This is a genomic window from Algibacter sp. L1A34 (genome assembly GCF_009796805.1).
Taxonomy (GTDB): Bacteria; Bacteroidota; Bacteroidia; order Flavobacteriales; family Flavobacteriaceae; genus Algibacter.
The window spans coordinates 1,099,492-1,119,363 of sequence record NZ_CP047029.1; the positions used below are offsets into that span (position 1 = coordinate 1,099,492).

General features: G+C 33.2%; 22 protein-coding genes. 17 read left to right on the forward strand and 5 right to left on the reverse strand.

Translation table 11 applies throughout. The features are described 5' to 3' along the window. Window positions 1-3: 3 nt before the first annotated feature. Window positions 4-453 (reverse strand): nucleoside deaminase, encoded by a 450-nt coding sequence (locus GQR97_RS04845; protein WP_158851595.1) that lies wholly within the window; start codon window positions 451-453, stop codon window positions 4-6. Between the two features lie 114 nt (window positions 454-567). On the opposite strand from GQR97_RS04845, the gene GQR97_RS04850 reads away from it, so the two are divergent. The 5 genes from GQR97_RS04850 to GQR97_RS04870 all read left to right on the forward strand — a co-directional run bounded on the left by GQR97_RS04850 (window position 568) and on the right by GQR97_RS04870 (window position 6,705). Continuing rightward, window positions 568-1,539 carry an energy transducer TonB gene (locus GQR97_RS04850; protein WP_158846015.1) on the forward strand — a complete coding sequence of 324 codons (972 nt, stop codon included), beginning with the start codon at window positions 568-570 and terminating at the stop codon, window positions 1,537-1,539. An 8-nt stretch (window positions 1,540-1,547) separates the two neighbouring features. Next, a complete protein-coding gene (locus GQR97_RS04855) occupies window positions 1,548-3,320 on the forward strand; it encodes a 1-deoxy-D-xylulose-5-phosphate synthase (RefSeq protein ID WP_233267603.1) in 1,773 nt (590 codons plus the stop codon). 590 nt (window positions 3,321-3,910) lie between these two features. After that, window positions 3,911-5,431 carry a PAS domain-containing sensor histidine kinase gene (locus GQR97_RS04860; protein WP_158846019.1) on the forward strand — a complete coding sequence of 507 codons (1,521 nt, stop codon included), beginning with the start codon at window positions 3,911-3,913 and terminating at the stop codon, window positions 5,429-5,431. 121 nt (window positions 5,432-5,552) lie between these two features. Further along, window positions 5,553-6,332, forward strand: coding sequence for a HipA family kinase (locus GQR97_RS04865; protein ID WP_158846021.1), 780 nt, complete (start codon window positions 5,553-5,555; stop codon window positions 6,330-6,332). Continuing rightward, entirely contained in the window at window positions 6,322-6,705 is a 384-nt protein-coding gene (locus GQR97_RS04870) for a DUF3037 domain-containing protein (RefSeq protein WP_158846023.1), read from the forward strand. The genes GQR97_RS04865 and GQR97_RS04870 overlap by 11 nt, the downstream gene beginning before the upstream one ends. Window positions 6,706-6,863: 158 nt before the next feature. Here GQR97_RS04870 and mgtE read toward each other — a convergent pair whose 3' ends face one another. Together mgtE and rsmA are read right to left on the reverse strand one after the other, a co-directional pair. Then, window positions 6,864-8,237, reverse strand: a complete 1,374-nt coding sequence (gene mgtE, locus GQR97_RS04875) for a magnesium transporter (RefSeq protein WP_158846024.1) — start codon at window positions 8,235-8,237, stop codon at window positions 6,864-6,866. A 20-nt stretch (window positions 8,238-8,257) separates the two neighbouring features. Further along, entirely contained in the window at window positions 8,258-9,052 is a 795-nt protein-coding gene (rsmA, locus tag GQR97_RS04880; protein ID WP_158846026.1) for a 16S rRNA (adenine(1518)-N(6)/adenine(1519)-N(6))-dimethyltransferase RsmA, read from the reverse strand. Window positions 9,053-9,199: 147 nt separating this feature from the next. Here rsmA and GQR97_RS04885 point away from each other — a divergent pair, with 147 nt between their 5' ends. The 4 genes from GQR97_RS04885 to GQR97_RS04900 all read left to right on the forward strand — a co-directional run bounded on the left by GQR97_RS04885 (window position 9,200) and on the right by GQR97_RS04900 (window position 11,454). Then, a complete protein-coding gene (locus tag GQR97_RS04885) occupies window positions 9,200-10,042 on the forward strand; it encodes a helix-turn-helix domain-containing protein (protein ID WP_158846028.1) in 843 nt (280 codons plus the stop codon). A gap of 91 nt (window positions 10,043-10,133) precedes the next feature. Further along, window positions 10,134-10,289, forward strand: coding sequence for a hypothetical protein (locus tag GQR97_RS04890; protein ID WP_158846030.1), 156 nt, complete (start codon window positions 10,134-10,136; stop codon window positions 10,287-10,289). Window positions 10,290-10,423: 134 nt separating this feature from the next. Beyond that, window positions 10,424-10,978, forward strand: coding sequence for a carboxymuconolactone decarboxylase family protein (locus GQR97_RS04895; RefSeq protein WP_158846032.1), 555 nt, complete (start codon window positions 10,424-10,426; stop codon window positions 10,976-10,978). 101 nt (window positions 10,979-11,079) lie between these two features. Beyond that, the gene (locus tag GQR97_RS04900) at window positions 11,080-11,454 is read left to right on the forward strand and encodes a cupredoxin domain-containing protein (protein ID WP_158846034.1); all 375 of its coding nucleotides are present in this window, start codon (window positions 11,080-11,082) and stop codon (window positions 11,452-11,454) included. A 158-nt stretch (window positions 11,455-11,612) separates the two neighbouring features. Here GQR97_RS04900 and GQR97_RS04905 read toward each other — a convergent pair whose 3' ends face one another. Further along, on the reverse strand, window positions 11,613-12,935 hold the full coding sequence (locus GQR97_RS04905) for an aspartate kinase (RefSeq protein ID WP_158846036.1): 1,323 nt from the start codon (window positions 12,933-12,935) through the stop codon (window positions 11,613-11,615). Between the two features lie 113 nt (window positions 12,936-13,048). Here GQR97_RS04905 and GQR97_RS04910 point away from each other — a divergent pair, with 113 nt between their 5' ends. From GQR97_RS04910 to GQR97_RS04920, 3 genes are read left to right on the forward strand one after another with little or no spacing between them, the layout of a single operon-like run. After that, a complete protein-coding gene (locus tag GQR97_RS04910) occupies window positions 13,049-13,705 on the forward strand; it encodes a hypothetical protein (RefSeq protein ID WP_158846038.1) in 657 nt (218 codons plus the stop codon). Window positions 13,706-13,754: 49 nt separating this feature from the next. After that, window positions 13,755-14,534: an alpha/beta fold hydrolase gene (locus GQR97_RS04915; protein ID WP_158846040.1), complete on the forward strand. Its 780-nt coding sequence runs from the start codon at window positions 13,755-13,757 to the stop codon at window positions 14,532-14,534. Window positions 14,535-14,591: 57 nt separating this feature from the next. Then, window positions 14,592-14,849 (forward strand): hypothetical protein, encoded by a 258-nt coding sequence (locus GQR97_RS04920; RefSeq protein WP_158846041.1) that lies wholly within the window; start codon window positions 14,592-14,594, stop codon window positions 14,847-14,849. Window positions 14,850-14,989: 140 nt separating this feature from the next. On the opposite strand, the gene thiL is transcribed toward GQR97_RS04920, so the two are convergent. Continuing rightward, window positions 14,990-16,033: a thiamine-phosphate kinase gene (gene thiL, locus GQR97_RS04925; RefSeq protein WP_158851597.1), complete on the reverse strand. Its 1,044-nt coding sequence runs from the start codon at window positions 16,031-16,033 to the stop codon at window positions 14,990-14,992. A 300-nt stretch (window positions 16,034-16,333) separates the two neighbouring features. Between thiL and GQR97_RS04930 the strand changes: the two genes are divergently transcribed. The 5 genes from GQR97_RS04930 to sufC all read left to right on the forward strand — a co-directional run bounded on the left by GQR97_RS04930 (window position 16,334) and on the right by sufC (window position 19,806). Next, window positions 16,334-16,540, forward strand: coding sequence for a hypothetical protein (locus GQR97_RS04930; protein ID WP_158846043.1), 207 nt, complete (start codon window positions 16,334-16,336; stop codon window positions 16,538-16,540). Between the two features lie 240 nt (window positions 16,541-16,780). Further along, window positions 16,781-17,110, forward strand: a complete 330-nt coding sequence (locus GQR97_RS04935) for a HesB/IscA family protein (protein WP_158846052.1) — start codon at window positions 16,781-16,783, stop codon at window positions 17,108-17,110. An 18-nt stretch (window positions 17,111-17,128) separates the two neighbouring features. Then, a complete protein-coding gene (gene sufB / locus GQR97_RS04940; protein WP_158846054.1) occupies window positions 17,129-18,577 on the forward strand; it encodes a Fe-S cluster assembly protein SufB in 1,449 nt (482 codons plus the stop codon). Window positions 18,578-18,596: 19 nt separating this feature from the next. After that, entirely contained in the window at window positions 18,597-18,980 is a 384-nt protein-coding gene (locus GQR97_RS04945; RefSeq protein ID WP_158846056.1) for a hypothetical protein, read from the forward strand. A 73-nt stretch (window positions 18,981-19,053) separates the two neighbouring features. After that, window positions 19,054-19,806, forward strand: a complete 753-nt coding sequence (gene sufC, locus GQR97_RS04950) for a Fe-S cluster assembly ATPase SufC (RefSeq protein WP_158846058.1) — start codon at window positions 19,054-19,056, stop codon at window positions 19,804-19,806. The last annotated feature ends 66 nt before the right edge of the window (window positions 19,807-19,872 follow it).

Genomic DNA, 19,872 nt, shown 5'->3' on the forward strand with positions numbered 1-19,872 from the left:
TGCTTAGTTTAAGTTTCTTCTTTCTATAAAAAACTGTTTCATAAGCGCCGAAGCTTCTTCTGCTAAAACACCTCCTTTTATAGTTGTTTTGGGGTGAAGCTTAGTGTTTAAGTTAATACAACCACGCTCCATATCTCGAGCACCATACACAATATTAGAAATCTGACTCCAATACAAAGCACCGCCACACATTTGGCAAGGCTCTAGCGTAACATACAAAGTACAGTTTTGTAAATACTTACCTCCTAAAAAATTTGCAGCTGCAGTAATGGCCTGCATTTCCGCATGTGCTGTAACATCGTTCAGAGTCTCAGTTAAATTATGTCCGCGAGCAATAATTTTATTATCAATAACAATAACGGCTCCAACAGGAATTTCACCACTTTTATAAGCGGCTTCAGCTTCCTGAAGTGCTTTTTTCATAAAATACGTATCATCAAAAGGTTGTATCATAAAAGCAAAAATACAATTTGAAATCATTTATTTAAGCTTCGGCAAGAAAATTGATAATAATAATTAACGCACACAGTTCATCTAGATTTATTAAAATTCAAAATCTGTTTTAATATGAAAAAATTCTACTCCATTTCTATCCCTAAACCTTGCCATGAGAATTGGAACAACATGATTCCCGAAGAAAAAGGTCGATTTTGTAACTCTTGTTCTAAAACCGTTATCGATTTTACTCAAATGGATACTATGGAAATTCAGGATTTTATTGATCAAAACAAAGAGAATAATATCTGTGGGCATTTTAAACAAACACAACTAGATAGTATTAATCTGCATATTCCATCGCATGTTTTAACACAAAGACAAAGCTTTAACCACATATTTTTATGGACGCTACTCATTGTAATGGGGACCACTTTAATGAATTGCACCAATAAAAACGGTGCCAAACAAAAAATTGACAGTATTGAAATTGTAGACTCTATATCCAGTAAAACTATCAATATTTTAGAAGCGTTACCAAAAACAACTAAAAAAGATAGCGTCGCAAAAAAATCATGCAGTACTATTTCAAAAGAAATAAAAATTACAGATGGATTAATAATTACTGACACTCTTGGCGAGCCAACAATATTAGAAACTCCACCACCGGTATTAGAACCGATAATTATTCCAGATATAAAAGTAATAGAGCCTATTATCATGGGTGATCTTATAACAGAAGCTCCAATAACAATCGGTTTTCTTACAATAGAATCTCCACCAGAATTCGAAAACACACCAAAAAGCCTCACAATTAAAGAAAAAAGAGACTATTTTTCTGAGCGCATCTCAAAAATAGTTACTAAAAATTTCGACACTTCAATTTGCCTAGAATTAACAGGTAAACAAAAAGTTTTTGTTCAATTTATAATAAACGAACACGGTAAGGTCGCTAACATTAAAACAAGAGCACCGCACCCTAACTTAGAGAAAGAAGCAGAAAGGGTTATTAATCTTTTACCACAATTTACTCCAGCAAAGCAAGCAAATAAGCCTACAAGTATAGTTTACTACTTACCAATTGTTTTCACTGTAGAAGAATAATAAAAATCATGTACTTTTGCCACGTGAAAAGCAAACTTTTAAACCACATAAACTCACCCAAAGAACTTCGTCTTTTAAACCAAAAAGACTTACCTCAACTTGCTCGAGAATTACGTGAGTTTATTATTGATATTGTTGCAACCAAAGAAGGACATCTAGGTGCCAGCCTAGGCGTAGTTGAATTGACTATTGCATTACACTATGTATTTAACACACCAGACGATCAACTTATTTGGGATGTTGGCCACCAAGCGTACGGTCATAAAATATTAACCGAACGTCGTGAAAACTTTCACACCAACAGACAGTTAAAAGGCATTAGCGGTTTTCCAAAACGAAGCGAAAGTATTTATGACACTTTTGGAGTTGGGCATGCTTCTACATCTATTTCGGCTGCTTTAGGCATGGCTATCGCCTCAAAATTAAAAGGGAATTTTAACAAACAACATATTGCCGTAATTGGAGACGCAAGTATTGCGGGCGGCATGGCATTCGAAGGATTGAATCACGCTGGTGTTACCGATGCTAATTTACTGGTTATTTTAAATGACAACGCTATTGGAATCGACCCAAGCGTCGGCGCCTTAAAACAATACTTAACCAACGTTAAAAAAGGCACAAAAAAACAAGACAACATTTTTGAGGCTTTAAATTTCAACTATTCTGGACCTATAGACGGACAGAATTTACCAAAGCTAATTGCAGAGTTAGAACGTTTAAAAACCGTTAAAGGCCCTAAGTTTTTACACGTAATAACAACTAAGGGCAAAGGCTTAAAACAAGCTGAAGAAGACCAAGTAAAATACCACGCACCAGGAAAATTTAATGCCAAAACTGGCGATTTAAATATAAAAACACCCATCGTTGAACCTCCAAAATATCAAGATGTTTTTGGACACACTATTGTAGAATTAGCTAAAACAAACAAAAACATAGTAGGCATTACACCTGCCATGCCAACAGGAAGTTCATTAAAATACATGATGAACATAATGCCCGACCGTGCTTTCGATGTCGGTATTGCCGAACAACATGCTGTTACCTTAGCCGCTGGTATGGCAACACAAGGCTTAGTGGTATTCTGTAATATTTACTCAACGTTTTTACAACGAGCTTACGATCAAATAATTCACGATGTAGCCATACAAAAACTACCTGTTATTTTCTGTCTAGATCGATCTGGTTTGGTTGGTGAAGATGGCGCTACACATCATGGTGTTTTCGATTTATCATATTTAAGATGCATTCCTAATTTAATAATTTTTGCACCAAGAAATGAAATCGAATTACGCAACATCATGTACACCGCACAATTAGGTTTAGAGTTTCCTATTGCCATAAGGTACCCACGAGGGCGAGGTGTAACTATAGATTGGAAACAACCATTTTCTAAAATTGAAATTGGTAAGGCCACACAATTAAAAAAAGGAAAAAACTTAGCGGTTTTAAGTATTGGTAGTATTTCAAAAAATGTAAGTGAAGCGATTGAAGACCTCGATGTTTCTCATTTTGACATGCGTTTTGTAAAACCTTTAGATGCTAAATTACTACACAGTATCTTTAAAGAAAATGCAACAATTATTACTATTGAAGACAACGCAATTACTGGTGGTTTTGGATCTACTATTTTAGAGTTTGCTGCGCAACACAACTACAAAAACACCATTAAAATTCTAGGTGTTCCTGATCGATTTATGGATCACGGTAAAGTTGATGAATTATTCAAATTAATCAACTTAGATGTTGATGGATTAAAGCAATACTTCAATCAATTCACTTAATATTCCCTTCCTATTTTATACATATTGATACCTATCAATTAACAAATGAACTGTTTCGATTTCTAGAAGATTAGTGATCTTAAGAAAATCTATTTTTTTAAACCTATCACATTAAACATCATGTAAACTGGATAAAAAGCACTAATAAACAAAGAATTACCTAAACACTACCTTACAAAAAAAAGTTTTGTACATTTACATTAGACCTAAATATTGCCTTACAAAATCAATAAAATATAGAAAAACTTAAGAACCTTTGCCTTTTACATTAAATATATCATGAAAGCCTAGCATAATAACTAGATGGTATTTAAATTATAATTTACATTAAATGAGACACCCGCATGTTTCCAATTGATATTCGAACCCTTTATTTATGCTTCACTCTAATTAATATTATTAATATAGTGTTGATTAGCTCCTTACATTTTCAGGTAAAAAAGAGGTTCTCTGGCACTTTTATAATACTCATAAGCTTCTACTTTAGTGCCGTAGGAAATGTTTTAATATTTTTTCGTGGTTTTGTTCCCGATTGGGCTTCTATACCTTTAGGCAACGTTCTACTTATTTCGTCGTTAATTGCATTATTAATGGGCTTAGAACAATTTATTGATAAAAAAGGAAGCCATATTCACAACTACATTCTAACCGCTATTTTTCTTCTTGTACATTCTTATTACACCTTTATTGAGCCTAATTTAAATGCTAGAAATATAAATATTGCCCTAGCCTATGTTATTATTAGTTATCAAATTGCTTTTTTAGTGTTTAAAAAAACACCAAAACCTATGCGCAGAATAACGCGCTCTATTGGGTATCTTTTTTGTGCTGTTTTTATTATACAATGCATTCACATTATTTACAACTTACAAAAAAAAGAAGCTATATCAGATTATTTTAAATCTACATCTATAGAATCGCTATTTCTTTTATCTTGGATTATTATTACCATTCTTATGCCATATATTATAACCTTAATGTATAATAAGCGCTTAGTTCTAAATATAAACAAACAAGAAGAAAAGTTCTCCAAAGCCTTCCATGCCGCTCCCTTTGTTATTACATTATCAAAATTTAGCGATGGTAAAATTTTTGAAGTAAATAAAAGTGTAGAAACCATTTCGGACTACAAAACAGAAGATTTAATAGGCATGAATTCTGCCGAACTAAATTTATGGGGACAGAAGAGTGATCGTCAAAAATTCTTATCAAGCTTAAGCTCAAAAGGTTTTGTTAAAGAAAACGAATATATATTTCGAAAAAAATCTGGAGAGCTGTTCCCTGGATTAATGACAGCACAAGTGATTAACATTAATAATGAAGATTGTATTATTTCCGTAATAAATGATATTAGTAATAGAAAAAAAGCAGAGTTAAATCTAAGAAATAGTGAAGCCACTTTAAGAGAATTAAACTCCACAAAAGATAAGTTTTTCTCGATAATTGCACACGATTTGCGAACACCTTTTAATGGTATTATAGGCTTTAGTCAAATATTAAGCGACCAAATTAAAGAGAAAAACTACGAAGATATTGATGAGTATGCCGAAATTATCCAAACCTCATCAGAGCACGCCATGGCTTTACTATCCAACCTCATGGAGTGGTCGAGATCTCAATCTGGACAAATGAAATTTAACCCAGAGTATATCGATTTAATCACTTTGATACAAAAGACCTTAGAATTACTAAAAACCTCTTCGGAACAAAAACAAATAAGCATTAACCTTGACGCACCCACTAACATTATTGTGTATGCCGATAAAAAGATGATAGAAACAATACTACGAAACCTTATCTCTAACGCCATAAAGTTTACTCCTCAAAATGGAGTTATTAGCATAAATGCTGAAGAAAACGAAACCGAGCACCTCATATCTATAATAGATAGTGGTGTTGGTATTGCGAATGCTAACCTTGAAAAACTTTTTCAAATAGATAGATTGCACTCAACCTCTGGTACAAACGATGAAAGTGGAACAGGACTAGGACTAATACTATGTAAAGATTTTATTGATTACCATAAAGGAAAAATTTGGGCAGAAAGCGAAGTTGGCGTAGGCACCAACATGCAATTTTGCCTACCAAAAATAAATCCTTCAACGAATTAAGGATCGGTAAATATCATGCTTACAAACTTATATAAGTTATAATAAATCACTCTTATATTTCAAGAAAATAATAGAAGTCTATTATCGTTTTACAAATTACATTTTTAGTATTTTAGTCTTTATGAATAAAATTGATATTCGCACTGTAGATGTTACACAATATGTGCATCCGTTAAGAGAAGGAGGTTCACTCCCGGCCATAGTTAAAGCCGATGATGGTTTTCTATATGTATTAAAATTTAGAGGTGCCGGACAAGGCAAAAAAGCATTAATTGCTGAGTTTATTGGCGGAGAAATGGCACGCGCCATTGGCTTAAAGGTTCCTGAATTGGTCTTTATGAATTTAGACGACTCGTTTAGTAAAACCGAACCAGATGAAGAAATCCAAGACTTACTTAAATTTAGTGTAGGGTTGAATTTAGGCTTACATTTTTTATCAAGCGCGATTACTTACGACCCGTTGGTTAGCACAACAGACAGCTTAACAGCATCTAAAGTGGTGCTTTTAGATAGTATTATTAGTAATATTGACAGAACTGCAAAGAACACCAATTTATTACAATGGAATAAAGAACTTTGGGTGATAGATAATGGCGCTAGTTTTTATTTTCATCACGACTGGAAAAATTGGGAGAACCATTTAACCAGAACATTTCCGTTAATAAAAGACCATGTGCTTTTACAAAAAGCCACACGTTTAAAAGAAGCTTCGATAGAAATTAAAGACCTGCTAAGTGAAGTTAAAATTGCAGAAATAATATCTAATATACCTGAAGATTGGCTTATAAGCGAATCGGATACTATGAGTAGTGATGACATGAGAGCAGCTTATATTGAGTTTATAAATTCGAGATATTCTAAGATTGATTTACTAGTTAAAGAAGCTGAAGATGCAAGATAGATATACATTTGAGTACGCCGTTATTAGAGTTGTACCTAAGGTAGAACGCGAAGAATTTTTTAATGTTGGAGTTATTCTTTTTTCGAAGCGTAAAAAATTTCTTGGTATAAAATATTATATAAACCCACATAAACTAAAAGCGTTTTCTCCGGAAGTAGAATTGGAGTTATTTAATGATTATTTAAAAGCTTGGGAACTGGTTTGCGCCGGAAACCCAAATGGAGGTAGAATAGAAAGGATGGAACTATCGGATAGGTTTAGATGGTTAACAGCTTGCAGAAGCACCATTATACAAAGCTCTAAAACACATTCTGGATTGTGCGATAATCCTGAAAAAATGCTAGAAGATATTTTTAATAGCCATGTGCTATAAATAAGCAAACTCACAAAAATTCATTGAGAAAAACTAACCTTAGCTGATGAGCGCGTTAGGGATTGAACGGCCTGTTTGAAATCCTTTTTGTTTTTGCGAAAAAACAAAAAGATTGAGTAGTAAAAGCCCGACCCTTTTCGGGTAACGCCCAAAAAAAATTAAAATCCTAGTATAGCCTTTGCTATAAGAAAATAGATAAGTATTCCAAAAATATCATTACTTGTAGTGATAAACGGCCCTGTGGCAATAGCAGGATCAACACCACGTTTATCTAAAATAATAGGCACAAACGTACCGATTAATGCAGCCATAATGATAACGGTAATTAGTGCGATACCAATAGTCATAGACACAAGATACGAGGTTTTAAAGCCAAAGTGACTGATAAGCAAAACGATGAGCGCAATGGCAACACCATTTACTAAACCAAGCGAAAATTCTTTAAGTAAACGTTTTAACAATTTACCCTTTATTGTATTGTTTGCTAGACCTTGAACTACAATAGCTGAAGATTGTACGCCAACGTTTCCGGCAGTTGCCTGGATAAGCGGAATGAATAGCAGTAACTCTGTATATTTAAGCATCGCTCCCGTAAAACCACTAATAATACTTGCGGCTCCAAGCCCTCCAAACATACCAATAAGTAACCACGGTAGGCGGGCTTTGGTAAGTTCCCAAATACTATCATCGGCTTCTACATCTTGCGAGATACCGGCAGCTAATTGGTAATCTTTTTCAGCTTCTTCTTTTATGATATCTACAATATCATCGATGGTAATACGGCCTAAAAGAATTTGTTTTCCATCGACTACAGGAATAGCTTCTAAATCGTATTTAACCATAACTTGAGCGACAACTTCAACGCTATCGTGCACATTTACAGAATCGACACTTGAGATATAAATATCAGCAATTTTTTGTTCATTCTTTGCAACAATAAGATCTTTTAACGATAGACGACCTACGAGTTTGCCTTGTTTATTTACAACATAAACGGAGTGTACACGAGTAACCTCTTCGGCTTGGCCACGAATACGACGTAAACAACCGGCAACCGTCCAGGTATCATAAACTTTCACAAGTTCTTTTGCCATGAGTCCACCTGCGGTATCTTCATCATAGGCTAAAAGTTCAGTAATTTCAGCTCTATGTTCTTCATCTATTATTTGAGCAATAACTTCTTGCTGGCGTTCTTCTGGGAGTTCGGCAATAATATCGGCAGCATCATCGGTGTCAAGCTCCTCAATTTCATCGGCGATTTCTTTGGCTGAAAGATTTTTTAATACTTTTTCTCGATTATCTTCATCGAGTTCCATTAAAATATCTGCCGTAGTTTCAGAATCGAGCAGTTTTATAACATACATCGCCTCTTCTAGATTTAATTCATCTAAAATTTCGGCAATATCAGCGTGGTGAAACTCGTCTAAAAGTTCCTTAAGTTCATTTTCGGCTTTAGCCTCAATGAGTTGCTCTACTTGCTCAATGAGCGCCTTGGTTAATTCGAATTGTATGTTTTCCGTTTCTTCAGACAAATGAAAAAATTTAAAAGGTTCTACTTGTCGTTTTCTAACAATTGCGTAAGCTCCAAAAACGAGGCTACACTTAATTGTTCGGGACGTTGGCCAAAGATACTATTTGCTTTTAAATTATCGGACAAATCGAATGTTTTTAAACTGTTACGAAGTGTTTTTCTACGTTGCTGAAAAGCTGTTTTTACCACTTTAAAAAACATTTTTTCGTCGCATGGCAATGAATAATCTTCTTTACGGATAAGCCTTAACACTCCAGATTCTACTTTTGGAGGCGGATTAAACACATGTGGAGGCACAGTAAACAAATATTCGGCATGATAAAAAGCTTGCACCAAAACAGAAAGAATACCGTAAACTTTAGAGCCTTCTTTAGAACAAATACGCGCAGCGACTTCTTTTTGAAACATACCTGAAAACTCAGGGATTTGATCTCGCATTTCTAAAGTTTTAAACACAATTTGTGTTGAAATATTATATGGAAAGTTCCCAATGATTGCAAAGGGTTCGCCGTTTAAGGATTCATTTAAATCGTATTTTAAAAAATCTTTTTCTATAATTCTAGGCGCCAAATTTAAGTAATTAGCCTGCAAATATTCTACCGATTCAGTATCAATTTCTACAACGTAAGTGGTTACCGGTTTTTTAAGTAAATACTTGGTAAGCATGCCTGTACCCGGACCAATTTCTAGAATGGTTTTGTAATTATTTAGCGTTAAGGTATCGGCTATTCGTTCTGCAACCGACTCATCATTTAAAAAATGTTGACCCAGATGCTTTTTTGCTCTTACTTGATTATTATTTGGTTTATATGCCACGAAGTAGAATGTTTTAAGGAAATCACGAAGATATGAAACTTAAAAACAATACCTCTGCCATGCTACAAGTATTGTCTTTTTCCTTATAATATTGATTCGCAATGGTAGCAAGTGTAATGTTTCTAAAAATGATAAGACTAAACGTGTATGCAACAAACTTTTACAGAATTTTCGACTAATGCGATTTTAAAAATTGGTAATGAGTCTCTATTAAGCAGCTATAAAGAATCTACCCAAGCAGCACTGTATACTTTTATTATAACGCAAGATACTAAAGCCGAAATTGTTGTAGACAGCATACCTTACACCATTGAAGCCAGGAGCTTACTGGTATTAACACCTGTACAATACATTAAGTTTATTAAAGGTGAAAATTTAGTAGTGTATCAATTTAATCAGGAGTTTTACTGCATTAAGGATCACGATCAAGAAGTAAGCTGTGCCGGATTATTGTTTTTTGGAAATGTCCATGTACCTTTAATTGGATTAAGTGAAGATGAGGCTCATAAATTCTCAATTCTTCATGAGGTTTTTAGAGATGAATTTGAAACTAAAGATAGTATACAAGCTGAAATGTTGCGCATGCTTATGGCCCGCTTTATTATAATAAGCACGCGTTTACTTAAAGCAAAAGAAGGTTTTGTAGAAACTACTAAAAACACCAAAATAGAATTATTACGTGAGTTTAATATATTGGTAGAAGCAGAATTTAAAAAAGAGCATAGCGTATCTTATTATGCAGATAAACTTTTTAAATCTCCAAAAACATTATCCAACACGTTTTCTAAACTTAATACAAGTCCGTTACAAATTATTCACGACCGTATTATTCTTGAAGCAAAACGCTTATTAATCTACACCGATAAAACGGCCAAGGAAATAGCATACGAAGTTGGCTTTGAAGACGCCTCTCATTTAAGTCGATTATTCAAAAAAAACACCTCTTTTTCTCCTTCAGACTTTAAAAAACAACTCAAAACTACGGTTTAGGGAAAAATTGACAACTCTTCGGGTAATCTATCCATTCTATAGCATCTGTTTACTCTTCATCTTTGCACTGTATAATTAAAACAACAAAGTCATGAAAACTAAAAACATATCCATTTTCAATTTAATTGAAATATTCAGAAGCAACAAGAAAGTAGTATTAAACACTATTAGTCCTAAAACACATTGCGAGCAAAATCATTTATACGATTTTTATTGCGATGCTGAAAAACCACACATTACCCAATAATTTATCCTAAAAAAAACAAAAGGGAAAAATTGACAATCTAAAAGGAAAAACCTACATGGTATAACCTTTAAAACCGTCGCACCTTTGTACCAAGAAATTAAAACATAAAAATTAACAATAAAAAATTTAAAAATATGAGCACATTTAATGTACTAACAAGAGAAGAAGTAAGTGAAAACAATCAAGCTATTTTTGATAACTTAAAAAAAGCCGTTGGTTTTGTACCAAATTTATACGCAGCATACGCATACAGTGATACTGCATTAGAAAACTATTTAGGTTTTGCCAATGCCAAAACTTCTTTATCTGCTAAAGAAAAAGAAGTTGTAAACTTAGCAGTAAGCGAAGTAAACAACTGTATTTATTGCCTATCTGCACATACTGCCATTAGTAAAATGAACGGTTTTACAGATAAACAAATTTTAGAATTAAGAGCGGGACATTCTTCTGTAAACGATAAATTTAATGCTTTAGCAGCACTAGCTAAAAACATTACAGAAAACCGTGGAAGAACAGATGCTGCAGTTCTAGAAAACTATTTTAATGCTGGTTACACAAAAGCAAATTTAATAGATACCATATCACTAGTTGGAGACAAAACAATATCTAACTATGTACATAGCACAACACAAGTACCTGTAGATTTTCCAGTAGCTCAACCACTTAAAGACGCCGAAGTTGTAGCATAAATAAAACTTCTAACTACAAGGTTTAAACACCTTGTAGTTTTTAAAACAAATAATTATTAATAAAGCTTCTCAAAAAACACGAAGCACAATCAAATTTAAAGATGAAAAAAGTAGTAGCAATTTTAGTATTAGCCTTAGCATTCGCATTTAATTCTAACGCACAAGATCAAGCAGTAAAAACAGTTTCTTTAGAACAAACTAAAGGAGAATTTACACAAAAGAATTTAACAATAAGCGAAGGTTCTTATATTTTTGAAATAGCAAACAACCACTCTGGAGTAGATGTTGGTTTTGTATTAATCCAAAAAGGAAAAGATGCATCTAACCCCGAAAACCACATAAAAACAGCTTACGTAACAAAGGTTGTTGCCGAAGGTGAAACAGAAAAATCTAACGTAACAACTTTAGAAAAAGGCGAGTACACTTATTTTTGTCCGCTTAACAAAACACCTCAGTATACATTAACTGTGGAGTAATTAATAGTGTTTTATTTGTAATTAAAGGCAGTCTGAAAATGACTGTCTTTTTTTGTATTAATGTTTGCGTAAAAAAACCAATAATAAATCAAAGAAAATCGTTTAAATATTTCTATCTAAACGACCTCTTATTGCTAAAAAACTAATATTATCTTGATCTAAAGAGTGACTAATTCAAATAAATAACTGTTTAGTTTTTGTAGCGTACTAATTTTATCGCTAGAGTCAATTAAAAGCGAAATATTGTTATTACTTCCACCGTAAGAAATCATTCTAATTTTTACATCTTGTAAAATTTGAAACAGCTTAAAAGTATCTTGATGATTAACAACCGAATGACCTACCAAACAAACAATACTTTGGTTTTTATCGACCTCAATCGATGCTATTTTCTTCAGCTCAACTAAAATTTTATCTAAATTCTTATCATCATCAATAGTTAAAGATACAGCAACTTCAGAAGTTGTAATCATATCAATTGACGTTTTATAAGTCTCAAAAATTTCGAATACTTTTTTCAAAAAACCATAAGCCTGTAACATGTGAGCCGATTTAATTTTAATGGCCGTAATATTATCCTTTGCAGCGATGGCTTTAATTCCTGTTTCCGAAGTTTTATTAGAAATTAAAGTCCCATGAGCTTCTGGGTTCATAGTGTTTTTCAATCGTACCGGAATACAATCTTTTCGAACTGGAGTTACGGTTTGTGGATGTAAAATTTTAGCTCCAAAATAAGCTAACTCAGCAGCTTCATCGAAAGATAAATCGGAAATTGGATTTGTGTTTTCAACATATCTTGGGTCGTTATTATGCATCCCATCAATATCTGTCCAAATTTGAACCTCTTCTGCTTTTATTGCTGCACCAATAATAGTTGCAGTATAATCACTACCGCCACGTTGTAAGTTAGAAATCTCACCAGCTTCATCTAAACAAATAAATCCTTGAGTAATATAAATATCAGCAGGTTCAGCTTGATTTAAAACTATTTGAAAATTTTCTTTTATATAATTAATATCTGGCTCCTTAAAACTATCTATTTTCATAAAATCTAAAGCAGGAAGTAAAGCAGAACTCACACCTTCTTGTTTTAAAAAACTATTAAACATATAGGTTGACATTAATTCACCTTGCGCAACAACTTGGTTTTCAACAGACTCTTCTGTCCATTTAGAAGTACACCCCAATAAAAAATTAAAAACACCAGAAACGTATGTTTTAGTTTTAGCATTTAACGCCTGGTCTTGCAATAAAACATCGATAACCTCATTATAAGTTTCGTGCAAAGCAGCCACCTTCTCTGCTGCTGCATCACTTCTGTGTTCTGTAATATCTTTTGCGATAGCTACTAATTGGTTTGTAGTTCCGGACATTGCCGAAAGCACTACTACCTTTTTAGTACCATCGTTAATAATACTTTTAACGTTAAGCATATTCTCAACCGATCCTACCGAAGTCCCACCAAATTTTAAAACTTTCATACGTCAATACTTTTATTTTGTTTATTTCTTCCGCGAAATTAAAACTCTTGAAACCATTAATAGCATTTTTTAAAAAATATGTTTATTTTTGCACAAATTGTTAAATAATTAACATGAAGACTGTATCTAACTGTGTAGAAGACATTTTAATTTCGCAGCCTTATTTAGAAGAAGCGCTATCGAGAAACATTATAAATTTTAGTGCATTAGCATTAGAACTTACCGAACCCATTAGCCAAATGCTAAAAAAAGAGGTGAAAGCTGGAGCAATCATGATGGCCTTACGCCGTTACAACCCTCCGATTACTTTAACAAATTCGGTTAAAATGAAACGCGTTATTCAAAACTTAGGGGATATCACCGTACGATCTAACTTAACAGATTTCACCGTTAAAAACTCAGGAACCCTTATTAACAATCACGCCAAGATTCTAGCACGTATTAATCAAGAATCGAAATTGTTTTACACCTTTACTAGAGGTATACATGAAAGTAACATTATTATTTCAAGTAGTTTAAACGATTTTATTAAAGACGCATTAAAACTTGAGTCTTTTATTGCTGTACAAGAAGGACTTTCTGCCATTAGCATTAATTTACCTCAAGACAACTCTAAAATCGCCGGACTTTATTATCATTTTTTTAAACGATTAGCTTGGGAAGGTATTGTTCTTTATGAAGTTATCTCGACCACAAACGAATTTACTATTTTAGTTGAAGATGAATATGTAGATCAAGCTTTCGCTGCCATAAAACGAGTGAAGTCTTAATTTTTAAATAATATAATGATAGAGTATCTTTGCCCAAGATATTGAAATCATGATTTTACAACATAAAGGCATCAACATATTTTATACCGATGAAGGTAAAGGCAGCGCAGTTGTTTTACTTCACGGTTTTTTAGAAAACATATCCATGTGGAACGGCATCACACCAACACTTTCTAAAAAAAACAGAGTAATTTGTATTGACTTATTAGGACACGGAAAAACAGATTGTTTAGGCTACGTGCATAGTATGGAACTTATGGCAGAAGTTGTAGATGCCGTTTTAAAACATTTAAAAATCCGTCGCTCTATATTTGTTGGTCATTCCATGGGTGGCTATGTAGCACTCGCTTTCGCGGAAGAGCATCCAGACGCTTTAAAAGGTCTATGTCTAATGAATTCTACAGCCAGTGCCGACACTCCAGAAAAAAAACTAAATAGGGACCGAGCCATTTTAGCAGTAAAACAAAATCATAAAAGTTTTATAAGAATGGCCATTGTTAATTTGTTCCGGCCAAAAAACCGTAAGCTATTTTCTGATAAAATAAAACAAATTAGAAAAGAAGCTCAACAAACACCACTTCAAGGTATTGTAGCCGCATTGGAAGGTATGAAAATTAGAAACGACCGCGAAGCTCTACTACACTTTACACCGTTCAAAAAAATGGTAATTGCCGGAAAAAAAGACCCTGTTTTACATTACGATTTACTAGTAGAACAAACCAAAAACACAGAAGCTAAACTAGTTACACTTCCAGACGGACACATGTCTCATATTGAAAATAAAGACGAACTACTAATAAATTTAATGCATTTCATCGAAAAAATATAGCTTTTTATCGTGTTTATTTCTTTTTTCATTATATTCACAGTGTAAAAATCAACCCCAATGGAAAACACACCTAACAAAACAGCACTTTTACCTAAAATATATTGTAGTCTTTTTGGCCATAGTTATAAGGTTTCTAAAAAAGTAACTTACCACGTAAGCGAATATACTTGCTCGCATTGCAAAAAACAATTAACAACCAGTAGCAATGGCGCATTAGTTGAACTTACCCCAAAATTTAAAGAGATAAACACCATTTTAGCACGTATACATAACAGTAGAATAAAGCGTACTAGAAACAATAAAGCTCTTATTTAAAACCTACAACACCAAAAACATGTTCTATTATAAACTCCCTGCAAAATTGATACGTCCGCATCATAAAGAAGTACTGCATTTAATACAACTTATTGTTATGGATTACGCTAGAAAAAGCAGATAACTCAATATATTAAATATTAATCAAAATTTTTCCAGCCTTGTGCTATTAAAGGTATTCTAGAATTTGACCGTGTTACTAAATGAACACCTTCATTTTCATCTTTTATGTGTCCGATAATACTTAAATGCGGATTCGCTTTAATTTTAGTAAAATCGTCTTGAGAAATTGTAAAAAGCAATTCATAATCCTCACCTCCGTTTAATGCTACTGTTGTGCTATCAATATCAAATTCTTCACAAACAGTAATCACGGTAGGATCTAGTGGAATTTTTTCTTCATATAAATCACATCCAACTTTACTACTCTTACAGATATGTAAAATTTCTGAAGATAAACCATCACTAACATCAATCATAGCTGTCGGTTTAACATCTAAATCCTTCAGTAATTTAGCAACATCTTTTCTTGCTTCAGGTTTTAACTGGCGCTCAACAATATAAGTATAAGCCTCCAAATCTGGCTGACTGTTTGGATTAACTTTATAAACCTCCTTCTCCCGTTCTAGAACTTGCAAGCCCATATAGGCAGCACCTAAATCACCTGTTACAACTAATAAATCGCCAGGTTTTGCCGTACTTCTATACACTTCATCCCCTTTAGCAATTTGACCAATAGCAGTTACAGAAATTAACAAGCCTGTTGTAGACGATGTTGTATCTCCTCCAACCACATCAATATTATAAATTTTAGCAGCTGTTTCAATTCCAGCATACAACTCCTCAACAGCTTCCAAAGGAAAACGATTAGATACTGCAATAGATACCGTAATTTGAGTTGCCTCGGCGTTCATGGCATAAACATCGGATAAATTAACAATAACAGCCTTATATCCAAGGTGTTTTAAAGGCATATAACTTAAATCGAAATGTACATTTTCAACTAATAGATCCGTAGTAACAACCACGTTTTTATCTTCAAAATTCAAAACAGCAGCATCATCTCCAATACCTTTAATGGTGGATGTATGTGAAATTTCGAAATTTTTAGTTAAATGTTCAATAAGTGCAAATTCACCTAAGACACTTAAAGGTGTACGTTGTTGATTTTTATCTTCTATCATGATGCAAAAATAAGAAGCTAATTTCATTTTTAATAGAAAATTAGCAGCAAACCTAATAGAATTATAAATATTACCGAAAGCATCACATTAAAATTGAATAACTCTTTCTCTACTAGGCAATAACAAGATTAAGGACAAATACAGTTATATCATATTTCAAATAAACTTCACAAAACAGCATTTCATCGTCTAAAAAGCAACAACGGACTACTGGGTGATGTGTTTCGTCGATTAATAGTATTATTTCATCGGTTATTTGGTCGATTTCCTTAACTTTGTAGTCCCATAAACTATTAACCTATGAATCAGAATTTACCTATAAATTTGTTTTGCTCTTCTTTTGGCCACAATTATTTTCTAATAGAACGAACAAGTTTCGAAATGCCCCAACTTATTTGCAAATCTTGTGGTACGCAATTTAATTACAATACCAACGGCGATATTATAAAAGCTAAAACCAATTACACCAATTTAGATGAGATTATAAGGATTCTACGTCCTAACTAGGCAATCAATCTTCTCTTTTAATCATTACTAAATTAAACTTGCATATTCCCCTGAATTAGATGAATTAAACAATAATTCTGCAATAAATTCATTGAAAGACTCAACTAATATGTAACCAAAAGCTACTTCATAAAGAAAACCTATCAAGCTATATGCTAATATAATGTTAGGTTCTATGGAAATCCATGACTTATATTGTATATTTGTCCTCTATTTAGAGCAAATCTAAATTCAAAATATATGATAAAAGTTTCTGAAACAGCTAAAAAGAAAGTTATCGAACTAATGACAGACGATGGCTATAATCCTACCGAAGATTTTGTTCGTGTTGGGGTAAAAAGTGGTGGTTGTTCCGGTCTATCTTACGATTTAAAGTTTGATAAAGAAAATCAAGAAGACGATAAAGTTTTTGTAGATAATGGTGTAAAAATTATTGTTGACAAAAAAAGTTTCTTGTATTTAATAGGGACTACCCTTGAATATTCAGGAGGATTAAACGGCACAGGCTTCGTTTTTAATAATCCTAACGCAAACCGTACTTGCGGTTGTGGCGAATCGTTTTCATTATAAAAAAATAAGAAAAGAATTATGTCGAAGTATACCGAGGATGATTTACGCGAAGAGCTTAAAACCAAAGAATACGAATACGGATTTTTTACCGATATAGAATCTGAAACATTTCCTATTGGTTTAAATGAAGATATTGTGCGCGCTATTTCTAAGAAGAAAGAAGAGCCTCAATGGATGACCGATTGGAGATTAGAAGCATTTAAAGTTTGGAAAGGAATGACAGAGCCAGAATGGGCGAATGTTAGATATAAAAAACCAGATTTTCAATCTATAGCCTATTATTCGGCACCAACTTCTGTAGATCCAAATAAAACATTAGATGATGTAGACCCTGATTTACTTGCCATGTACAAGAAGTTAGGAATTTCTGTTGATGAACAGAAAAAGATGAACAATGTTGCAATGGATATTGTTGTGGATTCCGTTTCGGTAGCTACAACATTCAAGAAAACTTTAGGAGAAAAAGGAATTATTTTCATGAGTATTTCTGAAGCTATTAAAGAGCATCCAGAGCTTGTAAAAAAATATTTAGGAACCATTGTACCAACAAAAGACAACTTTTATGCTGCTTTAAATTCTGCAGTTTTTAGTGATGGATCCTTTTGTTATATCCCAAAAGGAGTAAGATGTCCAATGGAATTATCTACTTATTTTAGAATAAATCAAGGTGGAACGGGGCAATTTGAGCGTACTTTACTTATTGCCGATGAAGGTAGTTATGTAAGTTACCTAGAAGGTTGTACTGCTCCTAGTCGTGACGAAAACCAATTACACGCAGCTGTTGTAGAGCTTATTGCTTTAGACGATGCTGAAATAAAATACTCAACCGTACAAAACTGGTACCCTGGTAATGCAGAAGGTAAAGGTGGCGTTTACAATTTTGTAACCAAAAGAGGTTTATGCGAGAAAAACGCTAAAATTTCTTGGACACAAGTTGAAACAGGTTCGGCTGTAACATGGAAATACCCTTCTTGTATTTTAAAAGGAGATAATTCTGTAGGTGAATTTTATTCTATTGCGGTTACTAATAATTATCAACAAGCCGATACAGGTACAAAGATGATTCATATTGGTAAAAACACAAAATCTACTATTATTTCTAAAGGAATATCGGCAGGAAAATCGCAAAATAGTTACCGCGGCTTGGTACAAATAGGTTCTAGAGCTGATAATGCACGTAACTTTTCGCAATGTGATAGTTTGTTAATGGGTAACGAATGTGGCGCACACACCTTTCCTTATATTGAAGCTAAAAACAAGACTGCTAAAGTAGAACACGAAGCTACAACAAGTAAAATTGGTGAAGATCAAATTTTCTATTGCAACCAACGTGGTATTGATACTGAGAAAGCGATTGCATTAATTGTAAACGGTTTTAGTAAAGAGGTATTAAATAAGCTACCAATGGAGTTTGCTGTTGAAGCTCAAAAATTATTAGAAATTAGTTTAGAAGGTTCTGTAGGATAACATCTATAAATCGATATAAATGAAAAAATTAGGCGTTTTAATTCTTTGTATTTCACTATTTGTAAGTTGTAAAAACGACAACAAATCGAATGAAATTATATATCAAGATGATGATTTAACACTTTTAAAAGGTGAGTTTGTTTATTATGATGGTGCAGCTGTTTTACAAACAAGCACAGAGATTTACGGTGTATTTCTCACTGACAAACTAGAAGAATTAAATAAACAAGCCGAAGCCTTTAAAAATCATAAAACCGATATGGTGACTATTGAAATACGAGGTAAAGTATCGCAAGAAAAAGACGAAAAGATTCTTTGGGAAAACAAAGTTGAAATTTTAAAAATTATAAGCGTAAAACCAGCAAACAACCAAAACGAAGGCCTTATAAAATTGGGCAGTTAAAATAATAACAATTAAACACCGAATTCTAATTTGAAAAGAACATTCTAATCAAACAGGATTTAAAATATAAAGTATGTTAAAAATAAATAATTTACACGCAAGCGTAGAAGATAAAGGCATTCTAAAAGGTATTAACCTAGAAGTAAAAGCAGGAGAAGTTCACGCTATTATGGGGCCAAATGGTTCAGGTAAAAGTACACTAGCTTCAGTTATTGCAGGAAAAGATGAATATGAAGTTACGGAAGGTAACATTATGTTCGAAGGAGAAGATATTGAAGAATTAGCAGCCGAAGAGCGCGCACATAAAGGTGTGTTTTTATCGTTTCAATACCCAGTTGAAATCCCTGGAGTATCTGTAACTAACTTTATAAAAACCGCTATTAACGAATCTCGTAAAGCAAAAGGTTTAGGAGATATGCCTGCCAAAGACATGCTGAAACTTATTCGTGAAAAAGCAGATTTATTAGAAATGGATCGTAAATTTTTATCTCGCTCGTTAAACGAAGGTTTTTCTGGTGGTGAGAAAAAACGTAACGAAATTTTCCAAATGGCAATGCTAGAGCCAAAATTGGCTATTCTTGATGAAACCGATTCTGGTTTAGATATCGATGCATTACGTATTGTTGCAAATGGTGTTAACAAACTTAAAAGTAAAGACAACGCTGTAGTTGTAATAACGCACTACCAACGTCTTTTAGATTATATCGTTCCAGATTTTGTACACGTTTTATACAACGGAAAAATTGTAAAATCGGGAGGGAAAGAACTTGCTCACGAGCTTGAAGAAAAAGGATACGATTGGATTAAAGAAGAAGTGAACGCATAATTTAGTTAATAGTTATTAAGTAAGTAATTTACGGTCTAATTATATGACTTAAAAGCCTACTAAAAC

Coding starts and splice junctions, on each gene's coding strand:
- GQR97_RS04860 (WP_158846019.1), top strand. CDS start 3,911: ATGGGCTTAGAACAATTTATTGATAAAAAAGGAAGCCATATTCACAAC.
- GQR97_RS04870 (WP_158846023.1), top strand. CDS start 6,322: ATGCAAGATAGATATACATTTGAGTACGCCGTTATTAGAGTTGTACCT.
- GQR97_RS04920 (WP_158846041.1), top strand. CDS start 14,592: ATGGAAAACACACCTAACAAAACAGCACTTTTACCTAAAATATATTGT.
- GQR97_RS04845 (WP_158851595.1), bottom strand. CDS start 453: ATGATACAACCTTTTGATGATACGTATTTTATGAAAAAAGCACTTCAG.
- GQR97_RS04900 (WP_158846034.1), top strand. CDS start 11,080: ATGAAAAAAGTAGTAGCAATTTTAGTATTAGCCTTAGCATTCGCATTT.
- thiL (WP_158851597.1), bottom strand. CDS start 16,033: ATGATAGAAGATAAAAATCAACAACGTACACCTTTAAGTGTCTTAGGT.
- GQR97_RS04890 (WP_158846030.1), top strand. CDS start 10,134: ATGAAAACTAAAAACATATCCATTTTCAATTTAATTGAAATATTCAGA.
- GQR97_RS04910 (WP_158846038.1), top strand. CDS start 13,049: ATGAAGACTGTATCTAACTGTGTAGAAGACATTTTAATTTCGCAGCCT.
- GQR97_RS04895 (WP_158846032.1), top strand. CDS start 10,424: ATGAGCACATTTAATGTACTAACAAGAGAAGAAGTAAGTGAAAACAAT.
- GQR97_RS04915 (WP_158846040.1), top strand. CDS start 13,755: ATGATTTTACAACATAAAGGCATCAACATATTTTATACCGATGAAGGT.
- GQR97_RS04945 (WP_158846056.1), top strand. CDS start 18,597: ATGAAAAAATTAGGCGTTTTAATTCTTTGTATTTCACTATTTGTAAGT.
- GQR97_RS04885 (WP_158846028.1), top strand. CDS start 9,200: ATGCAACAAACTTTTACAGAATTTTCGACTAATGCGATTTTAAAAATT.
- GQR97_RS04865 (WP_158846021.1), top strand. CDS start 5,553: ATGAATAAAATTGATATTCGCACTGTAGATGTTACACAATATGTGCAT.
- GQR97_RS04905 (WP_158846036.1), bottom strand. CDS start 12,935: ATGAAAGTTTTAAAATTTGGTGGGACTTCGGTAGGATCGGTTGAGAAT.
- GQR97_RS04935 (WP_158846052.1), top strand. CDS start 16,781: ATGATAAAAGTTTCTGAAACAGCTAAAAAGAAAGTTATCGAACTAATG.
- GQR97_RS04850 (WP_158846015.1), top strand. CDS start 568: ATGAAAAAATTCTACTCCATTTCTATCCCTAAACCTTGCCATGAGAAT.
- sufC (WP_158846058.1), top strand. CDS start 19,054: ATGTTAAAAATAAATAATTTACACGCAAGCGTAGAAGATAAAGGCATT.
- GQR97_RS04855 (WP_233267603.1), top strand. CDS start 1,548: ATGTACTTTTGCCACGTGAAAAGCAAACTTTTAAACCACATAAACTCA.
- sufB (WP_158846054.1), top strand. CDS start 17,129: ATGTCGAAGTATACCGAGGATGATTTACGCGAAGAGCTTAAAACCAAA.
- GQR97_RS04930 (WP_158846043.1), top strand. CDS start 16,334: ATGAATCAGAATTTACCTATAAATTTGTTTTGCTCTTCTTTTGGCCAC.